The sequence below is a fragment of the Roseateles sp. genome, assembly GCF_049240545.1.
Lineage (GTDB): Bacteria > Pseudomonadota > Gammaproteobacteria > Burkholderiales > Burkholderiaceae_C > Paucibacter_A.
The window spans coordinates 40,794-51,888 of sequence record NZ_JBMLSK010000389.1; the positions used below are offsets into that span (position 1 = coordinate 40,794).

The 11,095-nt window shown below is 63.7% G+C and carries 9 protein-coding genes; 4 read left to right on the forward strand and 5 right to left on the reverse strand.

What is annotated here, in order from left to right; genetic code table 11:
* Window positions 1-67 precede the first annotated feature (67 nt).
* Both ACOVRJ_RS23650 and ACOVRJ_RS23655 read left to right on the forward strand, forming a co-directional pair.
* Entirely contained in the window at window positions 68-559 is a 492-nt protein-coding gene (locus ACOVRJ_RS23650) for a hypothetical protein (RefSeq protein ID WP_422046274.1), read from the forward strand.
* On the forward strand, window positions 560-1,522 hold the full coding sequence (locus ACOVRJ_RS23655; RefSeq protein ID WP_422046275.1) for a DUF2145 domain-containing protein: 963 nt from the start codon (window positions 560-562) through the stop codon (window positions 1,520-1,522). It abuts the gene before it with no gap.
* Between the two features lie 34 nt (window positions 1,523-1,556).
* On the opposite strand, the gene ACOVRJ_RS23660 is transcribed toward ACOVRJ_RS23655, so the two are convergent.
* On the reverse strand, window positions 1,557-2,984 hold the full coding sequence (locus tag ACOVRJ_RS23660; RefSeq protein ID WP_422046276.1) for a bifunctional enoyl-CoA hydratase/phosphate acetyltransferase: 1,428 nt from the start codon (window positions 2,982-2,984) through the stop codon (window positions 1,557-1,559).
* Window positions 2,985-3,135: 151 nt separating this feature from the next.
* Window positions 3,136-3,765, reverse strand: a complete 630-nt coding sequence (locus tag ACOVRJ_RS23665; RefSeq protein ID WP_422046277.1) for a YqiA/YcfP family alpha/beta fold hydrolase — start codon at window positions 3,763-3,765, stop codon at window positions 3,136-3,138.
* Window positions 3,766-3,999: 234 nt separating this feature from the next.
* Between ACOVRJ_RS23665 and ACOVRJ_RS23670 the strand changes: the two genes are divergently transcribed.
* Window positions 4,000-6,792, forward strand: a complete 2,793-nt coding sequence (locus tag ACOVRJ_RS23670; RefSeq protein ID WP_422046278.1) for a zinc-dependent metalloprotease — start codon at window positions 4,000-4,002, stop codon at window positions 6,790-6,792.
* Between the two features lie 787 nt (window positions 6,793-7,579).
* On the forward strand, window positions 7,580-8,584 hold the full coding sequence (locus tag ACOVRJ_RS23675) for a transporter (RefSeq protein WP_422046279.1): 1,005 nt from the start codon (window positions 7,580-7,582) through the stop codon (window positions 8,582-8,584).
* 44 nt (window positions 8,585-8,628) lie between these two features.
* Here ACOVRJ_RS23675 and mpl read toward each other — a convergent pair whose 3' ends face one another.
* From mpl to ACOVRJ_RS23690, 3 genes are all read right to left on the reverse strand, one after another.
* A complete protein-coding gene (gene mpl, locus ACOVRJ_RS23680; protein WP_422046280.1) occupies window positions 8,629-9,993 on the reverse strand; it encodes a UDP-N-acetylmuramate:L-alanyl-gamma-D-glutamyl-meso-diaminopimelate ligase in 1,365 nt (454 codons plus the stop codon).
* Window positions 9,994-10,024: 31 nt separating this feature from the next.
* A complete protein-coding gene (locus ACOVRJ_RS23685) occupies window positions 10,025-10,702 on the reverse strand; it encodes an HAD family hydrolase (RefSeq protein ID WP_422046281.1) in 678 nt (225 codons plus the stop codon).
* A gap of 13 nt (window positions 10,703-10,715) precedes the next feature.
* On the reverse strand, window positions 10,716-11,095 hold a 380-nt coding region (locus ACOVRJ_RS23690; RefSeq protein ID WP_422046282.1), incomplete at its 5' end, for an aminotransferase class III-fold pyridoxal phosphate-dependent enzyme.

Below are 11,095 nucleotides of genomic sequence, written 5' to 3' on the forward strand. Positions count from 1 at the left end.
TGCCGAGGCCGCTGTCTTGCTCGCTTGTTACCATGGGCGCCGCATGAATTCACTCCAGAAGAAAGCCATGATGATGAAGTCCCCGAAGGCCTTGAATACTTCAACGCTGGCTGCCAGCGTGTTGCTGAGCCTGTTGGCCCTCACGGCTCAGCCGGCTGTGGCTGCCAGCTCGACCGCATCTTCCGTGTCCGAAGGCGCAAGCAGTGCCGCCAGCAGTGGCTCGAAGTCCTCGCAGTCGTCCAGCGCTTCGTCCGGCAATGAGAAGACCGCATCAGCGGGGGACTATCGCATCATCGACGTGGCGGCCGTGCCCGATCAGTCCGGCATGGTGCGCTTGCGGCTGCAAGCGGCAGGGGCTGCTGACAGCGCCGAGCTGGCGTTCCTGGTCTTGCCTCAACGAACCTTTGAGAAGTCGGGTCTAAGCGCGGGTCAGATGGTGACGGCGCGTGAACATGTCTATGGCCTGGAATTTGCGGACCTGAAGACGAACCGCGCCTTCTATCTGGTCTTGACCGATGAGTGGTATCGCGAGCTGAACAGCCAGAGCCTTGTGCTCTGAGTGAGTGATCGAGCCAGCCTGATCCGGGCCTGTCTTGCGCTGCTGCTGAGCGCGGGCTCGGGCGCCGTGTGCGCGGGCGACCTGCGTTTTTGTGAGCAGCCGGCGCAGCTGGATGCGGGGCAGCAGGACAAGCTGCTGCGGTTCACTGCCCTGGTCAAACATGAGTTGGAGCGCAGTGGCCATGGCGTTGCCTTGGTGGCGCGCGCGGGGACCGAACTCGGGCGCTTTGGCATGCGCTATTCGCACGCCGGCTTTGCCTTGAAGGGCAGTGAGAACACGCCCTGGTCGGTTCGCCAGCTCTACTACGCTTGTGACCAGGCCAAACCCCGGCTGTACGACCAGGGCTTGTCGGGATTCTTGCTGGGTGCCAATTCCAAAGAGGTGGCTTTTCTGTCGGTGCTGCTCTTGCCGCAGCCGCAGTCCAGCCAGCTCGAACGGGCGGCGCTGGATCGGCGTCAAGCGCTGAGCGTGCTGGCCCAAGACTACAGCGCCAATGCACATGCCTTCAGCACCCGCTATCAGAACTGCAACCAGTGGGTGCTGGAGCTGATGGCCAGCGTTTTCGGCAATTTGGGAAGCGCGCATCCATCGGAGGACTCGGCCGGCTCGGCGCCCTTGTCGACGCAGGACTTGCGTGCGCAAGCTCAGGGCTGGCTGCAGGCCCGGGCGTATCAGCCGGCGGTGTTCGAATTGGGCTTTCGGCCCGTGCTCTGGGTGGCTGCGGCGGCCATCCCCTGGGTTCATAACGACGACCACCCCCGCACAGATTTGCAGGCCGCGCGCTACCGGGTCAGCATGCCGGCTTCGATCGAGGCCTTTGTGCAAACGGCCTTGCCCGGCGCGCAGCGCCTGGAGTTTTGCCAGACGCAGCAGCATGTCTTGCTGAGACGAGGCTGGGTGCCAGGTCTTGCGGCCGATTGCCAGCCGCAAGCGGGCGACGAGCTGCTTCGCTTGGATGATTAGCCCGCGCGCGGGTTCGGCGGCGGGCATTCAAGCTTCAGGGCGCCCGATGTGCTGGCGCTGCTGATCTAGCTTGGGCCGCCAGCGCGGCCAGGGCGATGGAGCCCAGGCGCGAGTGGGCGCTGTCGCTGCGGCCGCTCATGGCGATGGGCAAAGGGGCGCCCATCAGCACGCTGCAGCTCACGGCGCCCGCCATGTACTCCAGCAGCTGGCCCAGGAGGCTGCCGGATTCCAGATCGTGCACCAGCAAAACATCGGCGTCGCCCGCCACCGCGGAGTTCAGGCCGTGCATCTGGGCGGCTTCCAGGTTGACGGCATTGTCGAAGGCCAGGGGGCCGTCAAGCAGGGCACCGGTGATCTGGCCACGCTGTGCCATCTTGCAAAGGGCGGCGGCGTCCATCGTGGAGGCAATCCGTTCCGAGATGGATTCGAGCGCCGACAGCACAGCCACCTTGGGCAGGGGCAGTCCTGCGACGTGGGCCAAGTCGATGGCGTGGCGCAAGATGTCGGCCTTGGCTTCCAGGTCGGGAGCGATATGGACGCCCACATCCGCGATGTACAGCGGCTTGGTATGGGTGGGGATGTCAAAGCGCTGAATCTGCGCCATACGCTGCCCGCTCGATTTTCTGCTGGATGCTTGCAGGGTTTGAAGCAGTTCATCGTTGGAAAGACTGCCCTGCATCAGCACAGCGACCTTGCTTTGTTCGGCCATGGCGCAGGCCATTTCAGCGGCGGCGTGGCTGTGCGCAGCCGGCACGATCTTGAGGCCCTGCAGGTCCAAGCCCAGCTGTTGCGCCAAGTCTCGAATCCGACCCTCGGGCCCCAACAACAGCGGCTCGATCAGCCCGCGCTCTGCGGCCATCACCGCGGCACGCAGCGCTTCCTCTTTGCAAGGGTGGATCACGGCGCAGGGCAGGGGTGTGGCCAAACGGATTTGATTCAACCAAGCGTCCATGCGGGCTTCGGCGTCGAACAAATGCATCTCCGGCAGTTCGGGGCGCGGCCGTTCGATCTTGGTCTTGGGTGCCAGCACCGTGGCCATGCCGCTGATGACCGTCTGCCCTTTCTGGTTGCAGGCCTCGCAGCCGAGTTTGACCACCCCGGACTCATCGTTCTTCTCCAGCACCGTCAACACAATCGTCAAGGTGTCGCCAATATGGACCGGGCGCGAGAAGCGCAGGGTCTGCTCCATATAAATCGTGCCTGGGCCGGGAAACTCATTGCCCAGCACCGAAGAGATCAAGGCGCCGCCCCACATGCCGTGGGCGATGACGCCGTGAAAACGGGTGCTCTCGGCATACTCGGCATCCAGATGGGCCGGATTGACGTCGCCGGAAACCAGGGCGAAGGCCTGGATGTCGCTGCGCTTGAGGGTCCGCACCAACCGGGCGGACTGACCGAGTGCTAACTCGTCATAGGTGCGGTTGCGCATCATGCCCTTGCGCAGAAGGTCGGGTGCATTCATGGTCAGAGACTCCAGGTCAGGCCGAGCGCACTGCTGCCTGTGGGTCAAGCACAAGTCTGAGGGCGATGTCTTGCAGCTTGGTCCTTGCGCATGTCAGCGGCGTGACGGGGCGAAGGACTCTGGGGCGCAATTGGGCTCGCCTTGAGCGAGATCAAATCGATGGGTTCTTGCCATCCAGACGCAAGAATCGGCACAGGTCGGGCAGATAGTCCTCAAAGTCACTCAAACCATGGTCGCTGCCCTCCAGCAGCCGAATTGGGCTCTCCTGGTAGCGGGCCTGCATCTCGCGCCAGTCCAGCACCTCGTCACCCTTGGCGATGACAGCCAAAAGCCGCTGGGGATCGTGGCTGCGGGCACAGCGGATCATGCGCAGCTGTTCAATGAATTCGGGGCGAAAGAAAAAGCGGTCTTGCGGATCCTGCCAGCAGCTCTGTTCGCCGATATAGGCCTCGAGGTCGCGGGCGGGGTCCACGGCCGGGTTCAGCAGCACGGCCGGGCTGGCTTGAAAGCGGGGCCACTCCGCCAACACCGTGGCATAGAAGCCGCCCAGTGAGCTGCCCATCAAGGCGCTCGTCTGGCGTGGCCAGTCCTCGGTCAAGGCTTCGAGCAAGCGCATCGCCTCCGCCGGCGATGGCGGGAGCTGAGGGCAGGCGAAAACCAGGTCGGGTCGATGTTCGGTGACCCAAGCACTCATGCGTTGCGCCTTGGCCGAGCGCGGCGAGGACCGAAAGCCATGCAGATAGAGCAAATGGGTCGTTTGGGGGGCAAGAGGAAGGCTCATCTGTGGCAGTCTAGCCTCGGTGTAAACCCGCGCTGCTGTGCGCTCTTGAGACGAGTGACGGTTTGTGTTGTGCGAAGTACGTTTCTGCGCATTGACGTTCCAGGCATGGCCGGTCACAGTTGCCGCCTTTGTCATGGACTTGCCCGCTCGGGTGAGCGCTGTGTCCTCGTATATTCGAGCCTGGGCGTCACAAGCGCCTCGCCCGATTTGTTCAACAGCACCAGGATGGTCTGAATGCGTATTTCTCAAGTTTTGCCGGTCGGCCCAAGCCGCCTGAGTTTGTCGGCCGTGGCGGTTGCCGTGTCTTTGTTGAGCGCTTGCGCCACCACCAGCCCTGAGGGCGCTGCGCCGACTGCTGCCGCCAGCACTGCCGCTGCTGTGGGAACTGCCGCTGCCGCCCCGGCCGCTGCGCCGGCAACTGCGCCCGCAACGGCCAAGCCCGGTGCTGCGCCTGCCGCCGCCCCGGCCGCAGCGGCCAAGCCTCCCGCCGACCCGACCGCGCCCAAGCCTTTTGCTGAGGTCAGCAAGGACGCCAAGGTGCAGGCCGGCCTGTTCCCGATCTGGCGCAAGGATGAAAAGGTCTGGCTGGAAGTGCCCAAGGCCATGATCGGCAAGCCCTTCTTGTTCACCGTCAACGTCGCCAGTTCGGTCGGTGAACGCGGCCTCTACGCCAGCCAGATGGTGGCCGACCAAATGGTTGAATGGCGCCGCATCGGCAACCAGATTCAGCTGGTGGCCTTGAACACCGCCTTCCGCGGTGAGGGCGGCGGCAAGCGTGCGGTTGAGCAGGCTTTCTCGCCCAGCTTGCTGGCAGCCGGCCCGGTGGCCAGCGCCGAGCATCCGGAGCGCAAATCGGTGCTGGTCGATGCCGGCATGTTCTTGAACGACATCCCCGGCTTGTCCACGCGACTGGAGGCGGTCTATCGCCTGCCTTACGCGCCGGACCGTGCCAATTCTTCGTTTGAGGCCGCTCGTGCCGACGACAAGCTCAGCACCCTGACCGCCCGCGTGCATTTCGCCACGCCGCGCATCCCCGCACCGCCGCTGGTGCCGCCGCCTGTGGCCGTGCCCACGCCGCCGCAAGTGCTGCCAGATGCGCGCAGCATGTTCTTCAGCTTCGTCTACAACTTCCAAGCCTTGCCGGATCTGCCGATGGCCACCCGCAAGCTGGACCCCCGCCTGGGTCACTTCATGGAGTCCTACTCGGACTACAGCGACGACCAGAAGGCCAATGTGCGCGTGCATTTGATCAAGCGCTGGCGCCTGGAGAAGCAAGATCCGGCCGCGGAGATGAGCGAGCCGATCAAGCCCATCACCTACTGGATGGACAAGAACATTCCTGAGAAGTACCGCGCCTCGGTGGCGGCCGGCATCCTGGAGTGGAACAAGGCTTTCGAGAAGATCGGCTTCAAGAACGCCATCGTGGCCAAGCAGCAGCCCGATGATGCCGATTGGGACAATATGGATTCGGGCCATGCCTCGATTCGCTGGTTTGTCGGCTCCGATGTTGGCTTTGCCATTGGCCCCAGCCATAGCGACCCGCGCACCGGTGAAATCCTCGACGCCGACATCGGCATGAGCGATGTGTTCGCCCGCGGCTCGCGTCGCATGATCAGCAATGACATCGGTTTCGGTGCCGCCCAGGCCCATGCACAGCCGCATGCGCATCTGTCGCCCTTGAACCGCCACAGCCATGACGGCGCGGCCTATTGCAATTACGCCCATGAGGCCGCCTCTGAAATGGGCTTTGCCCTGGATGTGCTGGAAGCCCGTGGCGATATCGCGCCCGACAGCCCCGAGGCCGAAGCCTTTGTGCAAGCCGTCATCAAGGACGTGATTGCGCACGAAGTGGGTCACACCCTGGGCTTGAAGCACAACTTCAAGGCTTCCATCTCGGTCACCCAGAAGCAGTTGGCCGACAAGGCCTACACCGAGAAGTACGGCATCTCCAACTCGGTGATGGACTACAACGCCTACAACCTGGCCTTGAAGGGCGAGCCTCAGGGCTCTTACAACAACACCACTTTGGGTGCTTACGACTACTGGGCGATTGAGTACGCCTACAAGCCTTTTGCACCGGAAGTGGAGGCGACCGAGTTGGCCAAGATCGCTGCACGCAGCACCGAGCCGCAACTGGCCTATGCCGACGATATCGATGCCGGCGTGGGTGGCCCTTATGACGGCTTCGATCCTGATGCGAACCGCTTCGACTTGGGTGAAGACCCCTTGAACTACTTCAAGCGCCGCCTGGCTTTGAGCCAAGAGGTGTGGGCCCGTGCGCAGGACCGCAAGCCCGAGCCGGGCACCGATCCGCTGCGCCAGCGTCGCTCCATCGTGGAGAGCTTCCGTCAGCTGGTTCGTTCGGCTGAGCTGGCAGGCAAGTACGTCGGCGGCATGCACGCGGTGCGCGACATCCCGGGCACCACCAACCGCCCGGCTTTCAAGGCCGTCGAACCTGCTCGTCAGCGCGAAGCGCTGAAGTTCATCTCGACCGGATTGTTGTCGGCCAACTCCTTCCGTTTCCGCCCTGAGTTCCTGGCTTCGCAAACGCTGGATTACAACGAGTGGGATCGTGGCGCCCAGCTGTCGATCCCTGCGGCTGTGTCTGCGGTGCAAATTGCAGCCTTGGATCGCTTGATGTCGGCCAACACGGCGCGCCGTCTGATCGATATGCCAGCCTATGTGAGCGAGAAGGACCGCAAGGGCCTGGTCTCTCTGTCCGAGGTCTACGGCACGGTGAACAGCGCGGTGTGGAGCGAGCTGAAGTCCGGCAGTGAGATCGATGGCTTGCGTCGCAGTCTGCAGCGCGAGCACCTGAAGCGTTTGCAAGCGGTGCTGACCCGCGGCAATGGCTCCGGTCTGATGGCCGATGCCTACGCGATGGTGCGCTTCCATGCTGTGCAGTTGCAGTCGGATCTGCGCAGCGCTTCGGCCAAGGGCGGCCTGAGCGTCGAAACTCGTGCTCACCTGGCCGAAAGCTTGGACATGCTGAGTGCGGTACTCAAGGCCAATATGCAGCGCAGCTAAAGCCTCAGTTCGAGTGTTGAATGAGGGCCGGTGCCGAAAGGTGCCGGCCTTTTTTGTTTCCGCGCTCCGGTGGCCCGGCCCGCCGCCGTGCTCATGGTGTCCGGGTCGGCTCTGGCGAGCCGACTCCCTTCGCTGCTCACTGCGCGGGTCAGTGGCGGCAAACTCGCTACGTTCGCTTTGCTCACTGCGCTCAAACAGGTGCCGCCAAGTCGAAAGTGAAGCGCGCTGCGCGCGCCTGACTCGCTCCGCTGCGCCCTCGGCCGCGCACAAATCGCCCGTCGGCGGGCCGGGCCACCTGCGGGTTCGGTTTTCGCCGCCGAGGCAAGGCACCTCGCGCGCTATGCAAGCGCACTGCGGCCCGGGCAGCTGCCGGGCGATTTGTGAGGGGCTGAGCAGCGCAGCAGCTTGGGGTGCGCGCGCAGCGCGCTTCAATATCTGACTTGGCGCAGCATGTTTGAACGAAACGAGCGCAGCGAGTGCAGTGAGTCCTGCGCCGGCCCCAAGATGCGAGCAGCGCAGGGAAGTCGGCACGCAGTGCCGACCCCCGAGCCATGAGCCCAGCGGCTGTACGGGTCGCAGTGCCTAACAAGAACCCCCTTTGGTCATTGCCTTTGATCTTGCATGCATGCGTTGCTGTGTCTCGGATGCTCGATTCCAAGCTTGATGAATTTTGATCAGCCGTCGCAGAGCTTGTCTTGTTCCTGAATCACAATCGCCCCGGTTCCGGAAAGAAGCGGTGCGTGCGTCCGTGAGGGCCAGTGCGGGATGTGTGGAGGAGAGGGTTCCGATGAACTATGTGTTTGGTGCGGCGGACAACGCCTTGATTTGCGGCTTTGTGCTGGCCCCGGGCCAGAAGGGCCGTGCGATCGGCTTGACCGAGGCGATGGCGTGGCTGGCCCAGAGTCCTGACACGACCGGCTCGGAGTTTCTTTGGCTGCATTTCAATCTCACCGACACCACGGCGGAGAAATGGATGCAGACCAATCTGAGTCTGCCGCCTGAGTTCTTCGAGGCCTTGCGGGTAGGCTCTCGCTCCACCCGCATTGAGGATGCGTCCGACAACCTGATCGCCGTTGTCAACGATGTGGCCTTCGAGTTCACCTTTGACCCCTCAGAGATTGCCACCTTATGGGTCAATGTGAGCGAGCGTGTGCTGGTCAGTGCCCGCGCGCATCCCTTGCGCTCCATCGACCGGCTGCGTCAGGCGGTCAAAGACGGCGCCTGCTTTGGCTCCAGCGTTGAGCTGCTGAACCATTTGATGAACGACCAGGGCGATGTGCTGGTGCGCATCGTGCGCGAGGCGACGCTGCAGGTGGATCAGATCGAAGACGGTTTGCTGGGCGGGCGTTTGCAGAAAAAGCGCGGTGAGCTGGGCCAGCTGCGCCGGGTGCTGGTGCGCTTGCAAAGACTGTTAGCCCCGGAGCCGGGCGCACTGTTTCGCTTGCTGCGGCAGCCGCCGCCCTGGGTGGCCGCGCATGACCTGGACGAGCTGCGCCAAGCCACCGAGGAGTTCTCGCTGGTGATTCGCGACTTGTCGGCGCTGCAAGAGCGCATCAAGCTCTTGCAAGAAGAAATGGCCGCTCAAGTGGGCGAGCAGACCAACCGCAGCGTTTTCACCTTGACGGTGGTGACCGTGCTGGCCCTGCCCATCAACATCATGGCCGGTATGTTTGGCATGAATGTGGGCGGCATTCCGCTGTCTGACCATCCGCATGGCTTTGCCATCATTGCGGCGATCGTGCTGTGCTTCACCGCCGTGGCAGCCTGGCTGGCCTTTCGGAAGCGGGACTAGCTGAGGAAAGATCAGCGCGCGAGCTTGCTCGCTAACGCCAGATTTCAGCGCTTGGCCAATGCAGCCAGCAGTTTGTCATGGATGCCGCCGAAACCGCCATTGCTCATGCAAAGCAAATGGTCGCCCGGCTTGGCGAGCTTGACCACCGCCGCCACCAAGGCATCCACATCGGCGCGCACATGGGCTTGCGCGCCCAGCGGCGCCAGGGCTTCCTTGGCATCCCAGTCCAGACCCAGCTGATTGCAAAAGCTCTGGTCGGCTTCTTCCAGCGCCCAGGGCAGCTGCGCCTTCATCGCGCCCAGCTTCATGGTGTTGGAGCGCGGCTCGAAGATGGCCAAGATGCGCTCGGCCGGTGCAATGCGGCGGCGCAGGCCGTTCACCGTGGTGCGGATGGCCGTAGGGTGGTGGGCAAAGTCGTCGTAGACCTTGATGCCCGCCACTTCGCCGCGCAACTCCATGCGGCGACGCACATTTTTGAACTCGGCCAGGGCGGCTGCGCTTTGCTCCGGCGTGACACCCACATGCTCGGCGGCGGCGATGGCGGCCAAGGCGTTCAGCTGGTTGTGCTCGCCATACAGCGACCATTCGACCCGCGCCACTTTAAGGCTGCCGCGCAGCACATCAAAGGCTTGCGGTTCGCCGCGGGCGCGCAGCGTGCCGCTTTCTTCCTTGCGGGCACCGAAGCGCTGCACATCGCTCCAGCAACCGCGGCTGAGCACGCGCTGCAGCGCCTCTTCACGCGCATTGACGACGATGCGGCCACTGGCCGGCACGGTGCGCACCAAATGGTGGAACTGAGTCTCGATGGCGGCCAGGTCGGCAAAGATGTCGGCGTGGTCAAACTCGAGGTTGTTCAGCACCGCAGTGCGCGGCCGGTAGTGCACAAATTTGCTGCGCTTGTCGAAGAAGGCGGTGTCGTACTCGTCGGCTTCGATGACGAAGCTCGCGCCTTCACCCAAGCGGGCTGAAACGCCAAAGTTCTGCGGCACACCGCCGACCAGGAAGCCGGGCTTCAAGCCGGCGTGTTCCAAGATCCAAGCCAGCATCGAGGTCGTGCTGGTCTTGCCGTGAGTCCCGGCCACGGCAAGCACATGGCGGCCTTGCAGCACATGCTCGGCCAAGAACTGTGGGCCGCTGGTGTAGGGCAGGCCGGCGTCCAGAATGGCTTCCATCAGCGGGAACTTCTCGCCACGGGTGACCACATTGCCGATCACAAAAAGATCGGGTTTCAGGCTCAGCTGGTCGGCGCCAAAGCCGCTGATCAGCTCGATCTCTAAGGCCTCCAACTGATCGCTCATCGGCGGGTAGACATTGGCGTCGCAGCCGGTGACCTTGTGGCCTGCCTCACGCGCCAGCGCGGCCAGGCCGCCCATGAAAGTGCCGCAGATGCCGAGGATGTGAATGTGCATGGCGAGAAAGAAGAAGGAAAAGCGTAAGGGCTCAGGCGCTGAACCAGTGCGGGCAGCGTTCCAAAACGTCGTTTAAAGAAGTCAGGATGGTGCACCGGTCGGCCACGGCCGGATCGGGCTGCTTTAAATCGGGCACCAAGACCACGCCCATACCGGCACTCAGGCCGCCTTGGGCGCCGTAGCTGCTGTCTTCAAACACCAAGGCCTTAGCAGGAGCCATGCCAAGGCTTTGGGCCGCCAGCAAGAAAAGATCAGGGTGCGGCTTGCCGCGCAGCACTTGGTCGCCGCCGTGAACCCGGCTGCCGAAGTAGTCGAGTAGGCCTGCCAGGCGCAAGCGCCTGAGCACCTCGGCATGGCGGGTGGAGGAGGCCAGGGCCAGTGGCACGCCTTGCTCCTTCAGTCGGCTCAGCAGGGCTTCGGCGCCGGGCTTCAATTCAAAGCCGCGGCCTTGGAATTGCGCCTCGACTTCGGCATCCACCGACTCATACATGGCCTCGGCTGCAGCGCGCGAGCCGAACTTCTCGCTCAGGATCTGCAGACAATCGGCCCGGTTGCGCCCCACAGTCAGCAGATAGTCGCTGGGCGAGAGCGGCGTGCCGGCCGCTGCGCTTTGGCGCAGCCAGGCGTCACGGATGGGCCGCTCGGAGTCGAGCAGCAGGCCGTCCATATCGAAGATGGCCGCGGTGAAGCGGCGGCCGGTGTGCGGCATGTTGGCCTTCGGCTCAGCGCAGCGCGTGGCGCCCGGCGTCCAGCGTGGCCTGGATGTCGGCGTCCGTGTGCGCGGCGGAGACAAAGCCGGCCTCGTACAGCGCCGGGGCCAGGTAGACGCCGGCGTCCAGCATGGCGTGGAAGAAGCGGTTGAAGCGCTCCTTGTCGGTGGTCATCACGGTCTGGTATTCCTGCGGCAGCTGGTCCATCAGGAAGAAGCCGAACATGCCGCCCTGGCAATCGACGCTGAAGGGCACGCCGTTTTCTTTAGCAACGGCCGCCAAGCCATCGACCAAGCGGCGAGTCTTGGCCGACAGGTCTTCGAAGAAACCGGGCTTTTGGATCTCGCGCAGCGTGGCCAGGCCGCAGGCGGTGGCCACCGGGTTGCCGCTCA

Excerpts from the sequence above, each read along its gene's own strand:
- ACOVRJ_RS23675 (WP_422046279.1), top strand. The coding sequence starts at position 7,580 with ATGAACTATGTGTTTGGTGCGGCGGACAACGCCTTGATTTGCGGCTTT.
- mpl (WP_422046280.1), bottom strand. The coding sequence starts at position 9,993 with ATGCACATTCACATCCTCGGCATCTGCGGCACTTTCATGGGCGGCCTG.
- ACOVRJ_RS23660 (WP_422046276.1), bottom strand. The coding sequence starts at position 2,984 with ATGAATGCACCCGACCTTCTGCGCAAGGGCATGATGCGCAACCGCACC.
- ACOVRJ_RS23670 (WP_422046278.1), top strand. The coding sequence starts at position 4,000 with ATGCGTATTTCTCAAGTTTTGCCGGTCGGCCCAAGCCGCCTGAGTTTG.
- ACOVRJ_RS23665 (WP_422046277.1), bottom strand. The coding sequence starts at position 3,765 with ATGAGCCTTCCTCTTGCCCCCCAAACGACCCATTTGCTCTATCTGCAT.
- ACOVRJ_RS23650 (WP_422046274.1), top strand. The coding sequence starts at position 68 with ATGATGATGAAGTCCCCGAAGGCCTTGAATACTTCAACGCTGGCTGCC.
- ACOVRJ_RS23685 (WP_422046281.1), bottom strand. The coding sequence starts at position 10,702 with ATGCCGCACACCGGCCGCCGCTTCACCGCGGCCATCTTCGATATGGAC.